Origin of the sequence: Streptomyces sp. NPDC090741 (genome assembly GCF_044769045.1) — a bacterium.
In the GTDB taxonomy this organism is placed as follows: domain Bacteria; phylum Actinomycetota; class Actinomycetes; order Streptomycetales; family Streptomycetaceae; genus Streptomyces.
On the sequence record NZ_JBIVXF010000011.1, the window covers coordinates 195,945 to 219,504 of the forward strand.

The 23,560-nt window shown below is 70.6% G+C and carries 20 protein-coding genes and 1 pseudogene; 5 read left to right on the forward strand and 16 right to left on the reverse strand.

The genetic code is table 11. The annotated features are described in order from the left end of the window. Nucleotides 1-14 precede the first annotated feature (14 nt). The 3 genes from ACIQU4_RS28340 to ACIQU4_RS28350 form a co-directional block, all read right to left on the reverse strand. Entirely contained in the window at nt 15-242 is a 228-nt protein-coding gene (locus ACIQU4_RS28340) for a hypothetical protein (RefSeq protein WP_403736383.1), read from the reverse strand. A gap of 95 nt (nt 243-337) precedes the next feature. Continuing rightward, nucleotides 338-1,381 carry a conjugal transfer protein gene (locus ACIQU4_RS28345; protein WP_403736386.1) on the reverse strand — a complete coding sequence of 348 codons (1,044 nt, stop codon included), beginning with the start codon at nt 1,379-1,381 and terminating at the stop codon, nt 338-340. A 229-nt stretch (nt 1,382-1,610) separates the two neighbouring features. Continuing rightward, nucleotides 1,611-3,527 carry a hypothetical protein gene (locus ACIQU4_RS28350; protein ID WP_403736388.1) on the reverse strand — a complete coding sequence of 639 codons (1,917 nt, stop codon included), beginning with the start codon at nt 3,525-3,527 and terminating at the stop codon, nt 1,611-1,613. Between the two features lie 281 nt (nt 3,528-3,808). Between ACIQU4_RS28350 and ACIQU4_RS28355 the strand changes: the two genes are divergently transcribed. After that, nucleotides 3,809-4,381 carry an AAA family ATPase gene (locus tag ACIQU4_RS28355; RefSeq protein ID WP_403736391.1) on the forward strand — a complete coding sequence of 191 codons (573 nt, stop codon included), beginning with the start codon at nt 3,809-3,811 and terminating at the stop codon, nt 4,379-4,381. 92 nt (nt 4,382-4,473) lie between these two features. On the opposite strand, the gene ACIQU4_RS28360 is transcribed toward ACIQU4_RS28355, so the two are convergent. Both ACIQU4_RS28360 and ACIQU4_RS28365 read right to left on the reverse strand, forming a co-directional pair. Beyond that, on the reverse strand, nt 4,474-5,793 hold the full coding sequence (locus ACIQU4_RS28360; RefSeq protein ID WP_403736394.1) for an ADP-ribosyltransferase: 1,320 nt from the start codon (nt 5,791-5,793) through the stop codon (nt 4,474-4,476). Nucleotides 5,794-6,020: 227 nt separating this feature from the next. Then, nucleotides 6,021-7,295, reverse strand: coding sequence for a DUF2637 domain-containing protein (locus ACIQU4_RS28365; RefSeq protein ID WP_403736586.1), 1,275 nt, complete (start codon nt 7,293-7,295; stop codon nt 6,021-6,023). A 131-nt stretch (nt 7,296-7,426) separates the two neighbouring features. Between ACIQU4_RS28365 and ACIQU4_RS28370 the strand changes: the two genes are divergently transcribed. Continuing rightward, complete coding sequence (locus tag ACIQU4_RS28370) at nt 7,427-8,203, forward strand: hypothetical protein (protein ID WP_403736397.1); 777 nt, start codon at nt 7,427-7,429, stop codon at nt 8,201-8,203. A gap of 263 nt (nt 8,204-8,466) precedes the next feature. On the opposite strand, the gene ACIQU4_RS28375 is transcribed toward ACIQU4_RS28370, so the two are convergent. Both ACIQU4_RS28375 and ACIQU4_RS28380 read right to left on the reverse strand, forming a co-directional pair. Beyond that, nucleotides 8,467-8,886 (reverse strand): type I-E CRISPR-associated protein Cse2/CasB, encoded by a 420-nt coding sequence (locus ACIQU4_RS28375; protein ID WP_403736400.1) that lies wholly within the window; start codon nt 8,884-8,886, stop codon nt 8,467-8,469. A gap of 164 nt (nt 8,887-9,050) precedes the next feature. Next, on the reverse strand, nt 9,051-9,821 hold the full coding sequence (locus ACIQU4_RS28380; protein WP_403736403.1) for a hypothetical protein: 771 nt from the start codon (nt 9,819-9,821) through the stop codon (nt 9,051-9,053). Nucleotides 9,822-9,926: 105 nt separating this feature from the next. On the opposite strand from ACIQU4_RS28380, the gene ACIQU4_RS28385 reads away from it, so the two are divergent. Both ACIQU4_RS28385 and ACIQU4_RS28390 read left to right on the forward strand, forming a co-directional pair. Further along, complete coding sequence (locus tag ACIQU4_RS28385; protein WP_403736405.1) at nt 9,927-10,277, forward strand: hypothetical protein; 351 nt, start codon at nt 9,927-9,929, stop codon at nt 10,275-10,277. Nucleotides 10,278-10,343: 66 nt separating this feature from the next. Continuing rightward, nucleotides 10,344-11,612 (forward strand): hypothetical protein, encoded by a 1,269-nt coding sequence (locus ACIQU4_RS28390; protein ID WP_403736407.1) that lies wholly within the window; start codon nt 10,344-10,346, stop codon nt 11,610-11,612. 87 nt (nt 11,613-11,699) lie between these two features. Here the strand turns inward: ACIQU4_RS28390 and ACIQU4_RS28395 are convergent, their stop codons facing one another. Beyond that, a complete protein-coding gene (locus ACIQU4_RS28395) occupies nt 11,700-12,245 on the reverse strand; it encodes a hypothetical protein (RefSeq protein ID WP_403736409.1) in 546 nt (181 codons plus the stop codon). Between the two features lie 427 nt (nt 12,246-12,672). Here ACIQU4_RS28395 and ACIQU4_RS28400 point away from each other — a divergent pair, with 427 nt between their 5' ends. After that, nucleotides 12,673-13,662 (forward strand): ATP-dependent DNA ligase, encoded by a 990-nt coding sequence (locus ACIQU4_RS28400; RefSeq protein WP_403736412.1) that lies wholly within the window; start codon nt 12,673-12,675, stop codon nt 13,660-13,662. Between the two features lie 71 nt (nt 13,663-13,733). Here ACIQU4_RS28400 and ACIQU4_RS28405 read toward each other — a convergent pair whose 3' ends face one another. The 8 genes and pseudogenes from ACIQU4_RS28405 to ACIQU4_RS28440 form a co-directional block, all read right to left on the reverse strand. Beyond that, nucleotides 13,734-14,129, reverse strand: a complete 396-nt coding sequence (locus tag ACIQU4_RS28405; RefSeq protein WP_403736414.1) for a hypothetical protein — start codon at nt 14,127-14,129, stop codon at nt 13,734-13,736. Between the two features lie 352 nt (nt 14,130-14,481). After that, nucleotides 14,482-15,087 (reverse strand): DUF6009 family protein, encoded by a 606-nt coding sequence (locus tag ACIQU4_RS28410; RefSeq protein ID WP_403736416.1) that lies wholly within the window; start codon nt 15,085-15,087, stop codon nt 14,482-14,484. Between the two features lie 59 nt (nt 15,088-15,146). Next, nucleotides 15,147-16,676 (reverse strand): phage/plasmid primase, P4 family, encoded by a 1,530-nt coding sequence (locus tag ACIQU4_RS28415; protein WP_403736419.1) that lies wholly within the window; start codon nt 16,674-16,676, stop codon nt 15,147-15,149. Continuing rightward, on the reverse strand, nt 16,673-17,785 hold the full coding sequence (locus ACIQU4_RS28420) for a bifunctional DNA primase/polymerase (protein WP_403736421.1): 1,113 nt from the start codon (nt 17,783-17,785) through the stop codon (nt 16,673-16,675). The genes ACIQU4_RS28415 and ACIQU4_RS28420 overlap by 4 nt, the downstream gene beginning before the upstream one ends. Before the next feature lie 131 nt (nt 17,786-17,916). Then, nucleotides 17,917-19,254, reverse strand: coding sequence for a hypothetical protein (locus ACIQU4_RS28425; protein ID WP_403736424.1), 1,338 nt, complete (start codon nt 19,252-19,254; stop codon nt 17,917-17,919). Continuing rightward, nucleotides 19,251-21,677 carry a hypothetical protein gene (locus tag ACIQU4_RS28430; RefSeq protein ID WP_403736427.1) on the reverse strand — a complete coding sequence of 809 codons (2,427 nt, stop codon included), beginning with the start codon at nt 21,675-21,677 and terminating at the stop codon, nt 19,251-19,253. The genes ACIQU4_RS28425 and ACIQU4_RS28430 overlap by 4 nt, the downstream gene beginning before the upstream one ends. Before the next feature lie 510 nt (nt 21,678-22,187). Next, entirely contained in the window at nt 22,188-22,637 is a 450-nt protein-coding gene (locus ACIQU4_RS28435) for a hypothetical protein (RefSeq protein ID WP_403736431.1), read from the reverse strand. Nucleotides 22,638-23,000: 363 nt separating this feature from the next. Further along, nucleotides 23,001-23,560 (reverse strand): annotated as a pseudogene (locus ACIQU4_RS28440) (hypothetical protein); the annotation flags it as partial.

Consider the following 23,560-nt stretch of genomic DNA (forward strand, 5'->3'; position numbering starts at 1 on the left):
CGTCCGGCCCGGCCTCAGGCGGTGAAGACGGAGGCGATCTTCTCGCCCACCATCTTCAGGATCTGGACGGCCTTGTCGGAGTTGAAGACGAAGAAGGCGACGACGGCGCCGCCGATGGTGTGGGTGATCAGCGCGCCCCACTCTTTTTTGGCCCAGTGGCCGAAGGCGCGCACCGCGAGGACGGCGACGAACAAGGACCCGACGATCGTCAGGATCCAGGAGACGAGGGGGTTCTGACCCATCGAGCAACTCCCTTGGTGGAGACGGAAAACGAAGTGCGAAGGGGGGAACAGGGCGCTGCCGGCCTCGTGCGGGGCGGGCGGGAGGGTGTGCGCCGTCAGGAGGCGGCGGTCGCCTGGGCGACCTGCCAGCGGCTGCCGCCGGAGGAGGAGACCTGGGAGAGGGTGATGCGGTAGGTCTGCTGGAGCTGGCCGCCGGCCAGTCGCCACCGCACGGTGGCGGTGCCTACGCGCTTGTCGCCGCTGCCGGCGTCGACGGACCAGCCGTCGAGGGAGTCCAGGTGCATGCCCACGCCCAGCGGCGGGATGGTCGATCCGGGGGCGGCGGCCTGGTCCTCGCTGCCCGCGGCCCACGCGGTCAGGAAGTCCTTGACCGTCTGGGTGGTGGAGGCGGACAGCGCCGTGTCGGCGGTCGGCCGTTCGGGGAGCTTGTAGTCGACCGCGGTGGGCAGGCCGACCAGGGCCGGCTGCCCGGTCACCAGGACGCGGCCGCCTTCCTCGGCGACGGGCACTTCCAGGCCCCGCCACCGCGAGACCGTTTCGTCCTCGTCCTTGCCGTTGACCTTGGTCTTGACGGTGTAGCTGACCCGGACGTCGACCAGGACCCGGGCCCGTTTGCCTTCACCCTGGGTGACCTTGCCGGGGATGGTCTGTGAGACCAGTTGGAGGCCCTGCCCGTCCCAGCCCATCTTCGTGTCGGCGTCTCGGGCGAGGTCCATCTTCAGATCCCGGGCTCGCAGTTCCGGTGCCCGGGAGTCCCAGGACATGTACGCGCGGGCGAAGCGGGCGGCGACCTGCTGGGCTTCCTCGACGGGGACGTCGTGTTTGCGGGCCTCGGCCTGCTGGTCCACCTGCTGCGGCGGGGCCTGCGGTTTCGGCGGGAACACCCAGGTTTTGATCCCGGTGAACGCGGCGAGCCCGATCACCGCCCAGATGGTGACTCGGCCGGCACGGCGGGCGAAGGACGCGCCCGAGGACTCGTTCTCCTCGGCCCACCCCACCGCGTTCCAGTCCGCCCCTGCGCGGTCCGGGCCGCCCTTCGGCGACGGGGAGGGGGCGTGCTCCTCCGCTGCGGCGGGATCCTGCTCACCACCCTTGGGTTCTTTCTCGGGAAGATTCAGCATCTTCCGCAGTGCGCTCATGAATTGCTCCTCGGCCCATTCCAGATAAAGCGCTCCCAGCCCGTTCGGGGTTGTCGAGATGACGCCCCGTTTTGTGTGGCGGGAAGCTCACATGAGGAACCTAAAAGCGCGAGCCTGTGGATAAAGTCCGGCGGATCTGCGGCTTCCTCGCACGGTCCCGGACATGCCGGTGGCCGCGACGGGAATATCCCGTCGCGGCCACCTCGCGCGCATTCTTTCCAGGACCGCCTTAGGCGGCGGTCTCCTCCGCCTGGTCCTCGGCGCCGCGCGCGGGCTCCGGATCCGGCTCGGCCTTCTCCTCGTCCAGGGGGATGTCGTAGTAGGCGGCGATGGCGGCCATGGTGAACCGCTCCTTGCCGTCGTCCTGCATCTGCCCGACGGGGAAGTCCTCCTTGCGCGACTTGTGGGAGCGCAGGGTGTTGGCGTTCATCTCCACGCCCTCTTCCTGGAAGCGCCGGGCGATCTCCGCCAGCGTGAGCAGTTCCTCCGCCGGCGCGGCGGGCTCGACGTTCTTCTCCTGCAGCGTCGCGGGCCCGCTGTCGGCGGCGGCTCCGCTGTCTTCGTGCGCGCCGGCCCCGATGGTGAAACGTTCCTGCTCGACGCCGTCGGCGTCGTCGGCCGCGCTCTCCAGCGCCGGGCGCGCCTGACCCTCCACGGGCGCGGGGTCCTTGGTGAACAGCGGAGTGGAGACCTGCAGCAGGGACGGCAGACGCTCCTTGCTCTTGGACGGCGCGCCGCCGTAGAGGTCCCTGGTGGTGTAGCCGCGTTCACGGCGCAGCTTCATGGCGTGGTCGCGGAACGCCTCCGGTGAGGCGTAGGGGACCTGGATCCACACGCGACGGTTTCCTTCGATGACGAGCATCCGGCCGGGCTTGTCGACGGATTCCGGAACCGGTGAGGTGTTCACGATCATTTTCCACTGGTTCGCGTTGAAATTTCCCAGCAGGATAAGGCGGAACATGTTTCGAAGGCCACGGTTTCCGACTGCGGATTCGCGAAGGTCCTGGAATACACCGATGATCGTCGCATTGACATGGCGGCCCATGCGCATGATGGACGCAATATCGCCCCACATGGGGTCGGCGGCCGGTTCTCCCTTTTCCTTGTTCTCGTTCCACCATTCCTTCGAGGCGTCGCCGAACTCGTTTCCCTCCTCCAGGACGAGGGTGAGCCGGTCGAACTCCTTGGTGGGGTCCTTCTTCTTCATGTAGTTGCGGGCCTCGACCTCACGGGCGACCCAGGCGATGGCCGCGCGCATGTCCCCGATGTTGCCCGGGTCGGTGTAGAGGTGGACGCCCTGCACGCCCTCGAAGCAGCTGATCGAGGACTGCTTCACGTCGATGCCGACGACCGTCGCGCCCTGCGCCACGAGCTGCGTGATGATCATCTGGAGGAACGACGACTTACCACCACCGGATCCCACCGACAGACCCCACATCGGCGTCTCGCCGGTCATGTGCTTGGTCAGGGCCTGCTTTCGCTCGTCGAAGCCGAGAACCAACTCACCAGGCACGCACCGGGCGATGGCCTCCTGCACCTCGGGAGCGAAGAAGTCCACCTTGTCGGGGACTTCGAGAACCACCTTCTCCTTGGCTGGCTGGAACAGCACGTGGAAGGGGTACCGCTTGAGGTTCCACTCCCCCTGCCACCGGCCGCCCAGCCGAGCGGCGACCAGGTCGCGCAGCATCTCCTTGTGGCCGTCCTGGCCGTGCCATCCGTCCGGAAGCGCGATCTTCACGAAGGACCGGTCGAGCGGAACGGTCACCGCCTTCAGCCGCTGGGCGTCGTCCCACGCCGGGATCACCTCCTTCAGCGCGAGCGACATCGGCACGACCAGGGTCTGCATGTGCCGCCGGCGCGCCCCGCCGCGGATGTGCAGGACGATCATGACCGGTATCAGCACTCCGGCGGCGCCGGCCGACACCCAGATCACCTTGTCGTGGTGGCCGACACCCCACCACATCCACGCGGCCCAGCCGGCCCACGCCAGCAGCACGAGCCGCAGCAGCACGTGCTGCCACCGCGGCAGTCCACCCGGCGCCCGGGGCTGGTCCGTCAGCGGCGCCCCGCTCAGGAACCGTCCGACGACCATCACGGCGGTCTCCACTCCCTCCTCGATCTGCTTGTCCAGCTGGCTCTGCGCCATCCCCGTGCCTCCAGTGCGTCGTGTACGCCCTCCTACCTGCGGGAGGACACGGGGACGCTAAGGACGCGGGCCTGTGGACAGAGTCCGGCCACTCCCAAAGCCACAAGGGATGCATGACGGCGGCCGCGCGGTTGGCTCAGCGGGCCGCACGATGCACCGGCCGCGTACGAGAAACTGAGTCGGTACCCGGATACGTAGCCCTCCAGCTCGTCAAGAGCCCGGCCCGGTCTCGCGCCTGACCAGGCGCCGGCCTACCAGCGCACCCCTCGGGAGCTCAGCGAATGCCAGCACGGCCGATCCTCGGGGTGGTCAGCGGACCGCCCGCTACCGGCAAGACCACCCTCGCGCACAGCCTCGCCCACGAACTCGGCTGCCCCGCGATCATCCGTGACGAGATCAAGCAGGGCATGGTCATGAGCGCCGCAGCCCACCAGCCCGGCGGCGACGACCCCCTCAACATCCCCGCCATGCACGCCTTCTTCGACACCCTGAGCGTGCTCCTCCAGGCCGGCGTCACCCTCGTCGCCGAGGCCGCCTACCAGGACCGGCTCTGGCGCCCCGGCCTCGAACCCCTCACGAAAATCGCCGACCTGCGGATCATCCGCTGCACGACTCCGGCGCCGACCATCATCGAGCGCATGACCGCACGCGCTGACTCGGACCCGCACCGCGCCGCCCACGGCGACCGCGAGCTCCTGGCCGACATCGCCACCGGGGCCTACAGCCCCGAGGGGTTCGTCGGCATCTCCCTCGACGCGCCCACCCTGGTCGTCGACACCGCTGACGGCTACAGGCCCGGGACGCCGCAGATCGCCGCCTTCATCCGGAAAACCGAGCGTGTGCGCAGGGCCTGAAGGGACGCATAGGCACGCAGCCCCCACGAACGGCACAGCTTGAGCCTGGTGCCGTATGGGGCGGCTGCGTGCCGGCCTCGCTTCGCGATACGTCAGTATCGGTGGCTGTCCTTGGCGTCGCACATCTGGACGACCATGTGCTTACGGCCGTTGATGGTCACACCCTCCTGAATGCCGACGACGACCCATTCGGCGCCGCGGGGCATCAGCCTCTCCCGCTCGGCGTTGCCGAAGATGGAGATGTCTGCCAGCGCCGCACCGCGGCGGCTGACCGTCTCGAAGACCACGCCGTAGTCCGCGTGCCCGTGCTTCACGTAGCTGCTCTGCGCGGACGTCGCCGTCTGCTTCCAGGACGTGTCGGTGAACCCGGCGGCGACCGAGGGACAGTGCGACACCGACATGTAGGAGTCGTCCCGGTACCGGCTGCCCACGGCGAAGTTCTCCCGTACCCATGACGACACCCGGTTGTCGCTGCGGACGTCCATCGGCGGGGTGAACCCGCGATAGGTGCGGTGTGCGGTTTCGGCGGTGCCGGCGGCCGCGATGGCGGTGTCCAGGTTCTTGGTGACGGTGCGCATCTTGACCTTGAGCCCGGGAGCGGGCTCGTCCATGCTGCCGCCTTGGTACAGGTGCCGGTTGATCGTCGCGTAGCTGGACCCGGAGTACTTCTTGACCCATTTGCGCTGGCCGCCGTTGAGGTTCTCCGCCCAGGCCCGGGACTCGGCGTGCAGCTGTCCTGCTGCCTGGCTGTCGAGCCGGTCGCGGTGGTCGGCGTCGGTGAGCCCGTGCCGCTCCCACGGGCGGGCCGCACGGCGGGATGCAGCCGCGTGGATGATCTGTTCGGCGTGATCGACCGGCACCCGGTCGTAGATGACCGTCCCGTTCTCGACCCGGTAGGGCCAGGGCGAGTCGGCGAGCGCCTGGTAGCGGTCGCGGTCGAGACGGGTGAAGGCCACCCGGGCGTGCGGCGGCTCGTCACCGGTCCCCGGGTACACCGTGGCCGCGCCGCCGAAGTCCTTGTCGTTCCACGCGGCCGTCTGCCCGCCGTCGGCGCGCGGCGGCATCACCCGCGCGCGGGCGCCGATGCCCGCGGCCCCCGCCAGCGCTGCGGCCGTGCGGGCCTCCTCGGGAGGCGGCGGGGGCGGCGTTGCGTTCAGCGCGGCCGGATCGGTCGCGTCAGGGTACGGGCCCTCGGGCTTCCTGCCCCGCGCGTAGGCGCGGGCGGCGGCCGCGCACTGTTTGGCGTTGTCCGCGTACATCCGCGCCTTGGCGTCGTCGCCGGCCTCGACCGCCTCCTTCGTGCGCGCCGCCCACGCCTGCGCGTTCGCGTACGCCGCCTGGGCATCCGCGTCGTGCGCCTCCGCGACCCGTTGCCCCAGCTGGGGTGATGCCGCGCGCCGTGCCGACCGCATGGCCGGGTGCGACGAGGTACACCTTCGGCCGCCCTTGGCTATGGACCTGCACACCGTGGCCCCCTCTCCTTCATGATCACTTTCGGACGAGTTGTGATCATGGGAAGTGGAGCCTGTGGATACAGTCCGCCCCGGCCCCGATTCGGATCGCGCCGGAGGCGCTGGACTGCGGCTATCGGGCGATCCGAGTGAGCTGGCCAACGTGGGTGGTTGCGGACGGGGTTGGGCTATGCGCCTGCCTGGGCTGCAGCAGCTGCCTGGCGTTTCCTGTCGCGCTGCTGCTTGACCCGGTAGACCTGGCCGCGGTTGACCTCGCGCCCGAACTGCTTGAGCCAGGTGACGATCTCGCTGTCCTCGGCTGCGCCGTTGGTCTTGAGCGCGTACCGGATGGCATCCGCGTTGGTCTTCGCCGCGGCCACCGCCTCCTGGTGAGCCGGGTCGACGAGGACGTCTTCCGTCTCCGCCTCGTCCGGATCACCGGGCGACGGGGGCTGCGGCGCTCCGGAACCATCCGCCCCCACAGCCGCCGGCAACCCCTCGCCGTTCGCCGCCGTATCGGATCCCTGCGGCTTCTTTCCACCCTCGGGCTGCTCGGGCTGCTCGGGCTGCTCCGGCTGCTCCGGCTGCTCCGGCTGCTCCGGCTGCTCCGGCTGCTCCGGCTGCTCCGGCTGCTCCGGCTGCTCCGGCTGCTCCGGCTGCTCCGGCGGAACGGTTGTGGCGGGTACCCGGTCACACGCGGGCTGTTCCGGTCCTGCGGACGACGGCAGGCCGGAGATTGTGGTGCTGAGGACGACGTCCTGGTCAGGGACTCCGTCGCTGGCGGGGGCCACCGCGAACGCCAGCGCGTCGAGGTGAGGCATAGGACCGGCAGGCAGGGGTACGCCATAGCGGGCGAGCCGTAGGGGCAGCAGTTCCTCGACCGTGGCCTTGCGCCGCCAGTTCCGGCCGTAGCGTGCGCGGAGCTTGGCCTGGTAGACGAGACGGCCTTGCTCTGCGCGGACGGCGTCGAGGTAGCGGGTGAGCTCCCAGAGGCGCATCTTGCGCCACAGCAGGAAGGTGGCCAGGGGTGCGAGGATCCAGCGGGCGAGTCGGACACCCTCTATGTGCCGGTCCTCGGTGATCTCGGCGAGCTTACCGATGGCGTGACGGGCTGCCTCGACGGTGACGACGAACAGAATCGGGATGACGGCGTGCATGCCCACCCCAATGGGGTCGGGCCACGCTGCGGCAGCGTTGAAGGCGATGGTGGCGGCGGTCAGCAGCCAGGCACTCTGGCGCAGCATCGGCAGTGGTATGCGCAGCCACGTCAGCAGCAGGTCGAGAGCGAGGAGTACACCGATGCCCGCGTCCACACCGATCGGGAAGTACCGAGAGAACTCCCCGAATCCTTTCTTCTCGGCCAGCTCACGTACGGCGGTGTAGGAGCCGGCGAACCCGATGCTGGCGATGACGACCGCGCCGAGCACCACCACCGTGATCAGGGCACCCTGCGTTCTGGTCATGCTGAAGCTGCGGTTCTTGCTGGTCACCACGGCGACTACTCCTTTGATCACTCCGTGGCTGGAGTGTGGGGAGCGGAGCCTGTGGACAGAGTCCGGCCTCGACGGCATGCGGGCGTCGCTACGCTGGCCCGGTGACTTCAGCCGCAGCCCTCAAGCGCCCGTTCAGCGAGATGCCCAGCGACCCGTCCCGCATCCAGTTGGCCTACGAGCTGGATGCGTCACTGGGCAACCACGACCACGAGGACACCCTGGAGAAGTGGCAGGTGGTAGCGCACCTGGGCGAAGGCTTCGGCCTGGACAACCTCCCGCCGTGTGACCAGTGCGCCGCACGATGGAACCGGCTCGAGGAGGAAGGCGGGTTCGTCGACGAGGACGAGGAATGCCTGCATCGCCTCCACGTCGGCGTACTCGATCTGGTCAAGATCCGCTGGGGCGGCTCACAGAACCCCTACTGGGCGATGGAAGAGGAGTCCCAGAACCTCGCCGAGATCGCCGAGGCCATCTTCAACGAAGAACACACCGGCTTCACCGAAGAGTTCGAGGAGCTCGCCGACTGGGGCGGCAGCGACGTGCTTGTGCTCGACAAGGCCGAGGTCGTCGAAGCGTGGCGGGGCTTCGGGCTGGGGCCGATGATCGCCGCGGACGCGTTCCGCCGCCTCGCGCCTGGCTGCTGCGCGGTGATGGTGCACCCAGCCCCCATCGACTCAACGGGGATGAGTCAGGACGAGTGGGCCCGCGGCCGTGATCGGCTCCGCGAGATGTGGGCGACGCTCGGATTCGTCCCCTACGGCGACACTCCCTACATGATCTTCGCGACCTCTTGGGCCGACCCCGAGACCAAGCAGTACGCCCTGCGTAAGGCGACTCGCGAGCTCAGCGCGAACTGGCGGTCGGCTCAGCAGGGCTGAGCACCGCGTCGTTCGTCAACGGGGCTTCGCGTCGTGAAGGGGCCATGCTCACGGTTGGTGAACGAGCCGCGGCGGTGGACGGTTGCCCAGCTGTCGGCTCGGCTGCAGCACGCCGGGGCTGTCGAGTGCCGCCCCGGCGGCACGGGGGGACCACCGGGACGGCTCTGCTGCGAGGGTATGACGGACAGGCGCTGCGGGCTGACTGAACCCTCAAACCGGCCAACGGGCCGCGGCCGGGAGTCTACTTTCGGGCACCTTGCTACTCATGAGTGGAAACGCGGCCCTGGTGTGGGAGCCGAGGGGCTGCCGTAGAAGGACCACCCCCACCGTTCCCTGGGGCTGCGGGGATGACTGTCGCTGCGCACGTTCCAGTTCGTGAGGTCGTCGATCAGGAGTGGCCAGGACGGCGGGGTCAGGCGTGCCCGGTGCATGGTGTCGAGAGCGTGTTCCAGCTCCCGAAGAGGAAGTTGATGCCTGGGGCGCAGGAGGTTCTCCATGGACCGGCTCGCGGTTTCTCGCCAGGGGTGTCCTGGCGGGTCGGTGCGGGAGAGCCGTCGCAGGGCCTGGCCGATGTCGCCCTGGCCGGTCAAGCGGAGGGAGTGCAGGAAGTCGCCGGGAAGGTGGTAGCGGGCGAACATCCGGGCGACGCGGATCGCGATTTCCGGCGGGACGCCGGTGGGCATGCCCGGCAGCGCCTGGGGTGGCCGGCCTCGCCCACTGCGACGCAGAGGTGCCGTGATGTTGGTGTGGCGGTCGCGGACGCTCAGGGCGAGCCAGTTCACAAGGGCCTGCGCCGCGGCCGCCTGTGCGGGGGATGCATTCTCCCCTTCGGTACCTGCTTCCGGTGTCAACGCCGGTCCCTCCGGTTCTGGTCTGACCTGCCGTCGCCGTGGGACTCGGTGTCAGGCGTCGGCTGCTCTGCGGCTTCTTGGTCCAGCAGGTACGTGGACGACGGCGGTGCGAGTTCGGCACGGGCGCGCTCGAGGACGGCGGGGTTCAGGTTCTGGAAGGCGGCCTCGCCCTGCGTGCGGAAACCCGTGATCTGGTCGGCGACCTCGTTGAGGATCCGGGCGTACTGCGCCCGGGCTTGCTCCGACTCCGGCGTCTCGTCCCAGTCGTCCTGCAGCACGAGCGTGGGTGTCTGGGCGTCCTGCGCCTCGCCCCGCAGCTCCATGGTGAGCTGCCAGTAGCCCACGTCGCTGATCTCGGTGTTCCGGACGCGCTCGGAGAGGTCCTCGAGGAGGCGGGCGCGCAGGTCGTCGGGAGTAGGTGACCTGTCGGCGGTGGAGGGCAGGGCGCCCAGGGCTTCCCGGATCATGGCGGACTCGGTGGCCAGGTAGTCCGCATATCCGTCCCAGTCGACCTCGGCACTGGTGTCGACGGGCGCGACGGGAATGTCCTCGCGGCCCTTGATGCGTCGCATGGTCTGTGCGGTCAGCCCAGTTGTCTCCTGTCCCTTGAGCAGACCCCCGTGGTGGGCGAGCGGCCCAAGCAGAGCGGCCTTGACCAGGGGGTCGCGCTGCCGCGCGAGCCGGCGGCTCTGTCTTCCCCATTCCGCCAGCCGGTCGAGTGCGTCGTCGGGACCGGTGAAGACCGGGGCCGGGTCGTCTTTCTGCATAGCCCCACCCTACCCAACAGAAGAGATGACATCATCTGTTTGAAACAAGTGATAGTTTCTATTTGCTGGCTCCCACCCCTCCCCCAACGCGAGGAGCGAACTGCCGTGCACGTTGTCGTGGACGCCTCCGTCACCAGCCCGTACGGCGGCGGCGACTGGCGCATCGCCTTGTCCCTGTTTCCGGGCACCTGCAAGAGTCGGCTGGACTGGCACCCGCAAGGGCTCGCCGACCCGGAAACGATCACGATCGCGGTTGGCCGACAGCCGCTCACCCGGCGCCAGATCCACAAGATCAGGCGGGTCGTCGCGGACTTCCCCGGCATGGCGATCATCGACCGCGCCGTCTGGACCTACCTCCACGGCCAGGACCGGTGGGACCACGTTCCCCATGGTGAGGACGATCTCTTCGGCGCTGTCGAGGAGTTGACGTCGCTCCTGCGGGAGTCGGTGCACTGACTCCCGCGTCAGCACGGCACAGCATGTCTCCCCTTCCTTCCGTCCGTCAGGCTGGAGCAGTCGAGCGTGTCAGTCGTCACCATCACCATCCCCGCCTTCCCGCCCGACACCAGCTCGAAGGGACACTGGCGCCGGCTGGTGACCGGCATCGACCCCGCGCAGCGCGGCGGCTATGCCGTCCAAGGCCCCATTGCCCGGCCCGGTGAGCGCATGACCGTCCCCCTGGGCACCCTCGTGCTGGCCGTCGACAAGACGGTCCTCGAACGCGCCGGGGGCCTACGCCTGGGCGCCGGACGGTTTGTGGAGTCTGCGACCGTGCGCATCTTGAAGGCCCGAACCCGTGGGCTGGTCGAGATCTGGTCACGTGCCTACCAGTCCGCCTGGCTTCCCTCCAGAGCCATCACCCGGCTCACGACGCTGCTGCGAGCGCAGGAGGAGCGAAACGCCAGGAACCCCGAGCGCGCTGAGAGGGACCGCGTAGCTGCACGCGAAGCCAACGACCGCCGCGTCGAGCGGGCGCGAATCGCCCGCCAGAAGTCCGCAGAATCAGCGAGGCGGAAGAACCAACGACGGTTGCACAGCGAGCTGAAGGCCAGCAACAGGTGGCTCGCGGAGAACAACCGGCGGCGCCTGGCGGCAGCCAAACGGCAGGCCGCTGCCCAGGAGAGGGCCGCGGAACGGGCCGCGGCGGCCACCGCGCGGAAGGCCGCCACCGCGCGGAAGGCTGAGGAGCGGACCGCGGCAGCGGAGCGGATCAAGCGGGAAGCGTGCGAGCGAAGGCGGACCGAGGAGGCGTACGCGGAGTTTTGGCACGCGGCGGAGAGGGCTCGGGTCCAGGACCTCGCTGTGGTCGAGCGCGTCACTGTCCGGCTTGCCAGCCGGCGTCTCGCTTCCAGGGTTCGGCTTCACCTCCTGGAGCACGTGGATACGCTGGCCGACGGCACGACGACCGTCCGGTGGACTACGGAGCAGGTAACGACCCACCCCGACCTCCGCACCGCGCGCGACGTCTACCGCGGTCACGCCCGTTCCTCCACAACCCCACGGCCGACAACGACCGCCGAGCAGCGCCGGGACGAGCAAGCCGACACTCGGTTCTGGCGCGCCCTGGAGAAGGCGCGAGGACACGGCCTGCCGCTGGTGGAGGACAAGGTCAACCTCCTCGCCGGCCGAAACCTCGCTTCCGGGGTCCGCCTGCACCTCCTGGCCCATGAGGACGAGGTGACCTCCGCCGTGACCGAGTGGACGACGCAGGAGGTCACAACCCACTGGCACCCCCAAGCCGCCCGCGCGGCGTACCGGCGCCACATCCGCCCCGCCGTTGGGCGGGGGTAGCAGCCGGGCCAGCAGAGCCTCGACACGTCCGCTCCCTCGACGTCCGGTCGCCGTGCAGGGGCCGATCGGATGATCCGAGTGAACGCCCTAGCCCTGATCGGCAGGACGGGGGCCTGCGATGCCCGGCCGGTCCCGGAACGGGTACACGGGCACGGCGTCGGCGGCCTCGGGGAACTCGTCGAGGGGGCTGATCACACATCGCGTGCCGTGCCGCTCCGTCGTCGCCCAGTGGACCGCGGCCTGGCGGCTCCACTCACGGCGCAGCACGACACCGGTGTCCGGGATCCAGACGATCCAGTCGCCGCGGCCGTGCCGCCGGCGATGCCACAGCCCGAAGAGGGCGACGCCGACGATGCTCTCGGCGAGCGCCAGCGGCACGAGCGTGAGGCGGGCCGCGTCGCCTGCAGCCGTGGCAAGGAGGAGAGCCACTGCCGCTCCGACCAGCCACGCGGGCCAGTACCAGTAAGGACGCGGCTCGAGAGTGCGGCGGTAGGTCATCAGCGCGCAGACGAGCAGCCCGCCGGCCGTGACCGCGGGGAGGAGGGTGCCGGTGGCCAGGGTCAGGACCGTGCACACCGCGGCACCGCCCACAAGGCCGGTCGCGGTCCTGCGGTCTTGGGTCTGCGTCGTCATGCTCTTCCCTTCCGTCCTGCAGAGCCTGCCATGCCGGTATGACGGCCCCCCGTCGCCGGGGGCGTCCAGCCGTCCACCTGCGCGAGGCAGCGCGCCGTCTTCCGGGGGGATTCGTGTGCGCCGGCCGCCGCCGGATGGAGCCGTCCGGCTCGCGGATCACCGTTTGGGGGCATAGACAGGACGCGCAGTCCCGGTCCGATGACAGGACGGACAGACGGCTGCGCCCCTTTCCATCGGGAGCTGCGGGCCCTCGGGCGGGCGCGGCTTCCCAGCACCGTCGGCGGGAGAAGTCCATGGAGGGACGCGAGGGGTATCGGGCGCGCTGTCCCGCCGAGGGCTGTCCCGCTGGGCGGGCCTGCGGCAGCGTGACGGCGTCACTGCACGGCGGGGCTGCGGGGCGTTGATGCTGCGCCCTCCCGTCGATCCGATGCTCGCTCAGGCCCGCGAAGGCATCCCCTCCCCCGGCGCGCTGCCCGGCGGACTCGCCCTAGAACCCAAGTTCGATGGGTATCGGGCGTTGCTGTTCACGCCGTCGGAGGCTGGCGGCGCGGTGCTGCTCCAGACTCGGCGTGGGTCCCTGATCCAGCGGCACTTCCCCGACCTGGTCGCCGGGGCGGCGCAGCTTCCCGAGGCCCTGGTCCTCGACGGCGAGGTCGTCGTCTGGCACGAGGAGCGCCTGTCGTTCGAGGCGTTGCAGCGACGGGCCGCATCGGGCGTCCGCACCGCCCACGCTCTCGCACGGACGATGCCGGCCCACTTCATCGCCTTCGATGTCCTGCAGAAGGACGGCCAGGAGCTGGTGCGCGAGCCGTACGCACGGCGCCGCACGATCCTCGAAACGCTGTTCGCCGAGCACTCCTTGAGCCCGCCCTGGACCCTGTGCCCGATGACGACCGACCCCGCCGTCGCGCAGCAGTGGCTGGAGGAGTGGACCGAGATCCGCGGCATCGAAGGTGTGATGATCAAAGGCTTGGGCCAGCGCTACACCGGCGGCGCTCGCGGGTGGTTCAAGGTGAAACGGCGCAACACCGCCGAGGCCGTCATCGGTGCCGTGACCGGCTCTCTGTCCCGGCCGCAGGTCCTGCTCCTGGGCCGCTTCGACCACGACGGTCGCCTCCGGCTGGTCGGCCGCACCACTCCGCTGCGCCCCGAAGCCGCCGGAGACCTGTCCGCGCACCTGCGGCCCGCTGGCGCCGGGCACCCTTGGTCGGGTCTGCGGTTCTCCTCTGCGTGGAGCAGCCCGGAGACCCTGGATGCCCAGACCGTGGTCCCCGACGTTGTGGCCGAGTTCAGTGCGGACACCGCCTTCGAACGGGGATCCTGGCGTCACCCGGTCCGCTTCGTTCGTTTCCGCCTGGACGCCACCGTCGACGACGTCCCCCTCTTCGCCGGCGGACCGGATCCGGCGGAGGACTAGGCCATCCCACCGCGTTGCCCGGCACCGTCCGCGGGCGGCCGCGGGTCACCGGTCCGGCCCGCGCTGGCAGTTCAGGAGCCTGGCGGACGGCTGCAGTCGATGTCGCCACGGCAGCGCACGGCCCGGAGCGCGGCGATGAGCTCGGCAACTTCGGCGGTGGTGAAGCCGTCTGCCTCCTGCAATGCGGCTTCCGGCAGCGGGTCGTCGGCCGCGAAGCCCGGCGCGGGGCCGCCGGTGAGGTGACCGCGCAGCGCCTCGAGACGGTCCAGCAGTGCAGCGTTGCGGGCTTGCTCCGGGGTCAGAGAGCGCAGCCACTGGTAGCGGCCGAGGCCGGACTCCGGGCGTGCTGGAAGGACTCGGCGCAGGGTTTCGGCCCGTGCGGCGAGCGCGTTCCACACGGGAATGCGCAGCTCCGCCGCCAGGTCGGCTGCGGAGCCCGTCACCAGGACCGTTGAGGTGGTGGCCATGCCCTTCACTGTGGCACCGGAGTCTGACAAGGCCAGCACGTCCTGGTTTGCAGGTTAGCCCGTTGGAGGTCCGGATACCCCCGGGCGGATCAGCGGGTGGTCGGCCGGAGCGGACAGGCAGGCGTGCTGATGCTTTCCTTGCCGGGACCTGCGGCGAGCGGTAGTTCGCCGCGGGCATGGACCGGCCGCGCCACTGCCGGTCCGGCCGCCGTTCCCGCAGCTCACGGCCGGTGCCACCTGCCGGGCAGGGACTGGCAGGGACTGAGTTTCGCAAGTACCTGACGCTGCATACCAGTTCGTCCCAGCACGTAGCGGCAGCGGCATCCCAGCGGAGGTGCGGGCGGGAGCTTCGTTACTGCGGCGGGGCGGGGTGCTGACCTGCGGGAGGCAGGGGACTGCCCCAGGCCCGCTCGGTGAGCCGACCGGGACGGCCGGGGGCGACGGTGCGCGGATCGACCGCCTCCAGGGGGGCGTAGGCGGTGTAGGGGGAGTCGTTGGATTCGCTGCGGTCGGTCGGCAGGAGCCAGAAGGTGCGCCGGTCGTAGCGGCCGGAGTCCCGGGTGGCGGTGGTCCGGGGGCCGAGGTCGGCGTACCCGACCAGGCGGCCGCGGCTGTGGTACGGCGGTTGGCCGGAGCGGCGCTTGGTGATGTCCAGGCTCTCGCGGACGTAGTCGAGACCGTCGGTGGGGACCAGCCAGACGATCTCGGTCTCGGCCGTCAGCTGCTCGGGGCGCAGGCGGGCGCTGCTGGCGGCGCCGGGGACGACGTTCGGTCCCTGGTCGGTCCCCGCATCGGTCCCGGACGTGTCTTCCCAGGTCAGCCGGGTCGTGGGGCAGGGGCCAGGGACAGTCAGGGACTGTTCTCCGGAAGTGTGTGGTGCTGCAGCGGTGAGGTCGTTGTGCGTCGGCGATACGTTGCGGTTTTCGGTCCCTGGCGGTCCCTGGACGGGCGGGTTCATGGGCTGTGACCTGGTCTTTCGGTTGCGGGGACTGTTCTGGGCGGGGTCGGTGGGTCCCATCACGTGGGTCCCTGGAGGCCGGCGGGCGGGTTCGTGAGCTCGATGCCCATGTAGTACTTGCGGCCGTTGAGCTTGGGCAGGTTCGTGCCGGGCGGGTGCTTGATGACCAGGCGGACCTTCTCCCCCAGGTGGCGGGGCTTGATCGGGTCGAGGCCCTCTTCCGCGCACCATGCCTCGTACGCCAGGCGCAGCAGGGTCTGCTCGCAGCGAAGTGCTTCGGGGTCGCCGAGCTTGCAGCAGTCGGTGAGGAAGCGGCCGAAGGTGTCCTCGGCCTGGGCGTAGTCGCGGGTCGCGGCTTCGACGGCCTGGGAGTTCTTCAGGTGCGGGTCGTCGCCGTTGAGGTAGTTCAGGGCGCCTTCGATGACCCAGTGGAGGATGCCGGGGCCTTCGGCTTCGACGAGGTGGACGTCGAGGTCGGTGATGACGCGGCTGACGGTGCGCTCGAAGGGGATCAGGCGCAGGCGCCTCCAGAACCCGCGGCCGCCGGCGGGTACGGCGGGGCGGTGGTTGCCGATCAGCCACATGGTGTGGGTGGGCCAGAAGCTGAAGAAGTCCTGGCGGACCTTGCGGGCCTTGATGCGGTCGCTGCCGGAGAGCAGGGTCATGCGGGCCTGGTCGAAGCGGGCGCCGGGGTTGAGCTCGCTGCACACGATGAAACGCCGGCCCTGGAGGTCAGCCAGCTCGGTGGGGTGGTCGGAGTAGGGCTTGGCCATCAGGAAGTCGTGCGGGGCGGTGTCGGCGTAGTCGCCGAGGAGCCGCTGGAGCACGCCAGCCAGGACGCTCTTGCCGTTGCCGCCCTGGCCGAAGAGGAACGGCACGATCTGGGCGCTGGTCAAACCGGAGGCGGTGTAGCCCATGACGCGCTGCATGTAGGCGGTCAGCGCCGCGCCCTGAGGACCGCCGCCGAATGTGTCGAAGAGGTACTGGTCCCACAGCGGGGTGGGCATCGGCTGCGGTGCGCACAGTGCGGAGCGGGTGTGGAACTGGCTGGGGTGGGGCGGGCGCAGGGCGCCGGTGCGCAGGTCGACGACGCCGTCGGGGGTGCACAGGGCGTAGGGGTCGGCGTCGAGTCTGTCGGCCGGCAGGTGGAAGGCGGGCATTTTCCGGGCGACCCGGATCAGGGCCTGGTTTCCCTGGTCGTTGAGGGTGCGGTCGATGTGCCGGCGCAGCTGGGCACTGGTGAACCGCTGCCGGGGGTCGCGGGGGGCCAGGGCCTCGCCGAGCTCGAAGGCCGCCTCGGAGACGGCGCGGGCCTCCAGGTCGATCGCCCAGCGGGAGCCGGCCCACCGGTACCAGCCGATGCCGGGCACGTATCGGAAGTCCTCGCCGTACAGGCGCTGGAAGAGGACGGCATTGCCTCGGTCGGTCAACGACTTCGGGACCAGCGGCTCGTGCTCAGGCTCGGTCGCCTGCGGTGCGGGAGCTGATTCCGGTGGGGCGCAGGGTGCGGCCTGGGTGTCGAGGGCGGGCCCGCGGCTGGCCGGGACGCCGCCCGCTGTGGTGGTGGCGGCCGCGTTGGTGGTGGTCATCGTTGGTCTCTCGGGTGCAAGGCCCGCCGCGCTCCTGCGGCCAAGCCGGATCGGATGATGCCCAGCGCCGCGGCTCGTTTGGCGGGGCGGGCGGTCAGGGCGGCCTCCAGCAGCGCGGCGTACGCTGCCGGTTCGGTTATGTGGCCGCCGGCGATGAGTCCCCCGAGCGTGTACGCGGCCCGGTTGACCGCGGCCGACCAGCCCGCGCCCTCGGGCAGCCAGCCGCAGTCGACGACCGCCGCCAGCACGGTCTCGGCGGTCTGCTGCGCCCACCGCTGACCGCCACCGCCCCCTCCCCGGCCGGCTTGGTGGTGGCCGGCGGCGCGGGCTGCGGCGGCCCGTGCGCGGTTGGGTACCTTCGTCTCGCCAGCGTCGGGTGCCCGTTCGTCGAGGAGGTGGCCGGTGGCGGTGAGCTGGCCGGCCAGCCAGGTCGGCAGCAGCGCCGGGCTGCGCGCGGGCCCGACAATCCGGTAGGCGCCGGCCGCGGTCGTGGTGCCGGGCGCGACGACGAGGCCGCCGGTGGCGCGGACGTCGAGCTGCCAGCCCAGGCGCCGGCCGCGGTGGTCGCCGCCGTTGGAGGAGCACCAGCGGGTGCGGGCCGGGGCCCGGAACCACAGGTGCAACCCGCCCGAGGGGGTGGCCACGGTCAGCGTCAACGCGCCGGTGGCCGGGTCTGGTTGTCCGCTGCGCCGGGCGAGCAGCCGCAGTACGTCGACGCCGTCGCGTACCGAGCCCGTCTCCTGGAGCGAGAGGGCGACGCCGGGCAGGAGCAGGGTGTGGGCGGGGGGCGTGGTGGTGTGCCGGTCGGCGTCGATGACCACCAGGCGCGCTGGCCCCGTGGACACGCCGACGCCGCGCCGCCGGTCGGCCCACCAGCGGGTGATGAGCGCGGCGTCGAGGGTGGCGGCGTAGAAGCCGTGGCACCACCGGCCCGCCTCTAGGCACGGGCAGCCGACGGCGGGGTGGGCTTCGTGGGCGCTGCTGCTGTGCCGACAGCGCTGGCATCCAGGCATGGGGACCTTGCCACCGGGGGCGAGCGGGAAGACCGGCCAGCCCTGGGCCGCGCACCAGCGGGCCACGTGCACGGGATCCAGGCGCGGTGTGGTCATCGGTGCGCCCTCCGGTCCTGTCCGTTCTCGTGTCCGTCTGCGTCCTGCGGCTGTCCTGCTGCTGGCTACCGGTACAACGACCGCCCCGCGGTCGTGCCCACGCCCCGCGGCGCACCTGGGTGGCGTTGCTTTCACGCGCATGCGGCACCCCCCTCCTGCGCGGCGGACGGGGGCGGGTCGTCGAACCAGACGGGTCGGTGCCGGTCGGTGACGTTCCATCCCGCCCACCGGGGATCGAGGAGTTCCCCGGTAGTGGGGTCGACGACGCCTTCGGGGACGAGCGCGAGCCGCGGCCTTGCAGGCTGCCGTTGCCCGGTGTGTTCCTGGAGCCAGCGCCGGTAGTTGGTCCGGTCGCGGGCATGCCGCTCGCGCCGACGGGCGGCCAGCCCGCCGGTGCCGCGCTGCTCGGCGCTGTGCGCGAGGACTTCCGGGTCGGGGTGGAGCCGGCCAGGGACGGCGAGGGCCGTGGCCAGGTAGTACAGGCCGTCGAGCTCGACGACGAGGCCGTCGGCGACCAGCGCGTTCATCCGCCGGCTCACCGTGGTGCGGTGCAGGCCGGTCGCGGCGCGCAGTTGCACGGCACTCGTGCCGTCGACCGGATCGAGGCAGGCCAGCAGCCGGGCCCCGCTGGTGCCGTGGCCGAAGCGGTGGAAGGCGTCGTGGCCCATCACCGCCGCCAGGTCCCGGCTGTCCGTACACGCCGAGCCGGAGGTGTGCGCGTCCGGGACAGTATCTTCCCCCCGCCCACCCGAAGCTGGCCACTGTCCCGGGCGCGCACCTCCACTCCTCCACCCGTCACCGAGGTCGTCGGGGACCTTCAGAAGCCACCGTGTGCCGTGCTCCTTGCCCGACCCGGACACTCGCACCACCAGCCATCCGGCCTTCAGCAGCCGCGCGTTGCTGGCCTCGGCAGTGGCCTTCGCACAGCCCATCAACTCCGCCAGCCGCCGCACCGAGACCGTGTGGTCCAGCCCGCCCTCCCGCTCGCACAGCTCCAGGCGTGCCACGAGGTTCTTGCAGTCGGTGTCCCCACCACCGCGGGCCCGCCAGCACACCGACTCCACCCGCCGGCGCACGGCACCCACCGCCTCCAGCGCATCCTCGCGGCAGCGGATCCGAGGCGACCCTGCGACCACGTCCCGGGCCTTCTCCAGCATTGCGGTCAACTTCGCCTCGGCGTACGAGGAGCCCTTGCGCTCCCGCAACCGCCGCGCCCACACCCCGCCGGGCGTCGGCGTGTAGATCAGCGCCTCGAAGAAGTCGGCCGGCGACCACGCCCGGCCGGGCTGCGAACACCCCACCGCCAGCGCCATGGTCATCCGGAACCCGGCGTCGGACTCGTTGTGCCCGGCGTACCGGCCCTCGACATCGCCCTCCAGCAGCAGCCGCCGCATCCGCCCCGACAGCCCCCGCCGCTCCCAGACCGCGACCGCCCGGCCGAATCCCGTGGCGCGCACCGTACCCGTCATGCCGCGCTCACCGCCCCCGCCGCCTCCAGCTGCCGCAGCACCGGCAGGTCCTGGGTCTCCCCCGGCAGCGCCCGGCCCGCGAGGTCCGCACACCGGCTCCGCCAGCCGGCCCGAGCCTCTCCCCCACCGGCCGCGCCGCGCACCTGCTGCAGGCGGTCGAGGAACTCCGCCAGCAGCGACTGGGCCGCCCGCTGCCGCGCGGTAGCCGCGGCCTCCTCGGCTGCCTCCCGGGCCACCGCCACGGTCAGGAACCGTTGTCGGCGACGCATCGTCGCCTCGAAGGCGCGTTCCGCCTCCGCATCGGCCTCCTCGCACCGCTCCAGCCTCGCCAGCACCGACCGGCGTCGTCCGTCCGCGATCTGTTGGGCCACCGTCGCGGCGGTGAACGCCAGCACGGCCGGCTCGCCCGACTCCGCCCCGGTGCAGCCCCGTTCGATCAGCGCGCGGGTGTCGGCCTCCACCCGTTCTGACAGCTCCCGAGCCTGCTGGCTCGAGGTCACCTCACCGTGCAGCGCCACCACCAGGTCGACCGCCTCGCCCACCAGCACCTCGACCCGGCCCCGGAAGGTGCACGTCGGGCACAGCCCCGAGGCCCGCGGCACCCCGCAGTCCACGCACGCGACCTGGGCCCGCGCAGCCTCCTGGGCCGCGAGCTCCTCCCGCCGTCGCTCCCAGGCCGCCTCCCGCTCGGCCCGCTCGGCCAACTCCCGCTCGCGACGCACGCTGTCGGTCGCCGCCTGCACCTGCACGCGGTGGTTCAGCCGCCGCTCGACCTCCCCGCGCCGCACATCCCCGGACAGCCGCGGCAGCTCCGCAGCGATCTCGGCCGCCACCGCCTGCCGCACCGCCCGCCGGTCGCCTAGCACGGTGTCGCAACTCGCGCAAGGCCCGCCGGTGTCCATCCGCACGCGGTCGTCGCACACTGCCGACCAGCACCCCGGCCGCTGCGGCAACCCCCGGGTCAGCACCCAGCCGACCAGATCCTGCACCGGCCGGCCCGCCTGATCCCGCACCCTGCGCTCCAGCCGCTCCGCCACCGCGCGCCGAGCGTCCTCCTCCCCCATCAGGCCGCGCAGCCGCGCCAACTCAGTGCGCACCGCGCCCGCCAGCCACCGGCTGGTACTCGTCCGCCCGACCCCCGGCCACAGCCAGGCCACCGGGCCCAACACGTCAGCCAGGTCCTGCGGGAGCCCGGCTCCGTGAACGAACACCGAGTCCCGACCGCTCCTGCCGAGCCGTGTCCCCGAACCAGAAATCCGCTGTTCCCCGCGCAGCGGGCCGCCCAGCCGCCCACCGGCCGAAGCGGCCCCGACCGCCTGGTCGTCCCGCTCGTCCTCACGCCTGTGTGCGCGCTCCGGAAGACGGTGGTCACCACCGGCGGCAGAGCCGGAAAAGCCCAACAAGTCACCAGCAGAAGAACCTGATACCTCAACCACCGGCGTGTGGGTGGTGTGGAGGTCTGCAGCAGCAGGGCGGTCCACAACACCGGTCTCCGCAGCCCGCGAAAGTCCCTGAGCCCCAGGAATCACACGGGATTCAGCCACCTCACCCGGATCAAGATCGCCGACTTCAGTACCGGGGCGCTGGCCGCCGGACCCCTCCCCCGCGTCGTCTGCCTCGTCCCACAGGGCGTCGAAGGACGTCTGCTCCCAGCCGTCCCCGGACAAAGGGAGCGCACCCTCACCCTCACCGCCATCCGCCAGCGCCGAGCACTGCGAACACGCCGTGTCGACCGGGGCCTCGACCGGCGCAGCGCCAGCCGCAGCACCCTCGTTGCCCGCCCAAGCAGCGCGGACGTCAGGCACTACCAGCTGGCTGCGCCCGAAGCACCCCGACCTCGCCGCAACCCGCGGGACTTCAACAAGCCCCAGGGCGCCGAGCCGGTCCACGACCTTGCCGCCCCCCGACACCGAGCAGCCCAGCAACTTCGCCACCGTCGCATCAGCACGCCCACGGCCCGCGGCCACGCTCCCGCCGACCAGTCGCGCACGGCCGTCCGGACGTGACTGCAGGACGAGCATCAGCAGCGCCAGCCGATCCGTGGCCGCGCCCTTCCCCGTCTGCTCCGCCAGCAGCCCCGGCGGCGTCACCGGCCCGTCTTTCGGCTCCCAGCCCGGCCCGACCACGGCCTCACACAACCGCAGCAGCGTCGCCAAATCCTGGCGGGTCAGTGCCAACGGGTGTCCACCGCCGTCGGCTCGCGCTTCACGCAACGGCTCCAGGCGCAGGGCCAGGCCGGTCACCTCACCGGAATCGGCGGTCTCCACCTGGGAGGTCAGGATCCCGCGCGCGCGCAGCTCGGGCAGCACGGTGTGGGCGACGTAGGACTCCGTGCACCCCAGCCACCGCGCCAACTCCCGCGTACGGAACGGCACACGAAGAGACGCGGCCGGCGCCTTCGCCAACACCACGATTGCCGCCAACCGGACAGCATCCCGGCAACCCTTGACCCGCGAATCCGCCAACAGAGTCCGGACCGCCGCGAACAACCTCGTGCGCATCCCACGGTTCAGCACGAGAGGGTGACCCGGGCCAGACGCCGGGACCGGGCCAGCCTGCACAGGCTCACCAGAAGAGCGCTTCCGCCCGCCAGCTCGGCGGGGCGACCGGCGTGCCGCATCAGCCGCGGAACGCTTGGAACGAGCCGACCCCGTGCCACGCCCTGGTCCTGCTTCAGGCATGACTGAACCAGCCCTCGTACGGGTAGCTATGATCTGCTCCTGTCGAGGAGAAAAAGGGAAACCGGTATCGCCACCCGGCCCGCTTGGGGAAGCAGAGACAGCCGGACGCGACGTATTCAGCTATTGATGCGGGTAGCCCTCACCCCCTCCTCGACAACGCGGATGGCCCGGGACCGCAGATCCCGGGCCAGGTCGCACCTCGCCACTTTGGGCGAGACAGCCTGTGGATGATCACCGTGCGAGCCACAGCGATCAGGCGGCTTGCTTGGAACTCCGACGCCGACGATCGAGAGCGTCGGGTACTTCGGCGATCCACAGTCCGACTGGGATGCGAAAGGCAGCCTTCCCGTCCAGGAGCCTGAGGTCGACAGCCGCTCGCTCCCAGGGGGTCGTCACCAACTCCACCTTGTCCTCGAGAACCCAGAGCGCAGTGTCGGGTGTGGTGTCTGCGTCGCTAAAGGCTTCGCGGGCCTTCTCGACCGCGGCCTCCTGCCACAACTCGAGCGACTGGCGTTCGCTTCGAGGTCGCCTCACACCCGGCCAAACAATCTGGGAGACGAACGCATACACGCGCAACGCGACAACGTCCTCCGGCGAGTAGGGCTCGTGAAGCACGCCCTGGTCCCGGGCCTTCCAAGCCCATGACTCGCTTAGGCCGGCAATAGCCGCCACAGCGCTGAGTTTGAGCTGGTGCTGAGCCACATCCACTTCGACACCCCTGACGCCAAAAGATCGTGAGCACACGATAGCGCAATCCCCGGCGCAGATTCTGGCGTCACTAGAGAGATGGCGTGTCGGTCTCACCGCAACTGGGGCGCAATGTCCTGGTTTTGAAAGCCCTCCGCCGCTTGAGGGGCCTGGCGTCGCCAGCCTAGGCTCTAGTGTCGCTCGGCTTGAAGGGCCGTCCGAACCGGCGACCGCATGTTGCAGCGTTGGTTGGGTCGTTGGTGCTGGCGTTGCAGTGCGGGTTGTAGGCATCGTTGCAACTAGTCAGTCGAACTGATGGAGGGTTCGGGAAAGGCGAGAGGGGCTGGCCACGTTCGTGGCCAGCCCCTCTTCGTGGTGTCAACGAGCGGGTTTCCTCGGCTTGGGGAGAGTCAACGCCCCCTCTGCCTCCAGCGCATCCAGCAGCCTCTCCAGCCCTGCAGAAACAACGAGGACGCCGCGTCGCCCCTTATCTGCTTCTTGGAGAACCATGTTCAGGTTTGACATGAGCTCATAGGCTTCGGGTCCGACACGGTAGGTTGACGGCTTGGAGCGGTCCTTGTCTGGATTCCAGAGCTGTTCAAGACCAAATGCCTCGGCCATCGCGACTTGGTCGTCCACGTCGACAGGGATGTGGCGCAGTGCTGCGTCCACGTAGTGCCCAATGGCGAGGTCGCCACGCCCCAGCGACCTACGGTCTGCCTTGATGCGCTCCATGAGACGCGACTTGACATGCGGGGCAATCCGGAAACCCCAACCGTTCCACGTCGAACCACGGAGCTTGGCCTCTGCGTAGCTGTCTCTGACGGCATTGTGCGCCCACGCCTTGGGACGCTGCCGTCGAGACCGCAGGTCTTCCGGGGAGCTGCTCCCGGTCTCCTGACCTTCGACCTCGCTGGATACCTCGGGCTGGGGCTGGG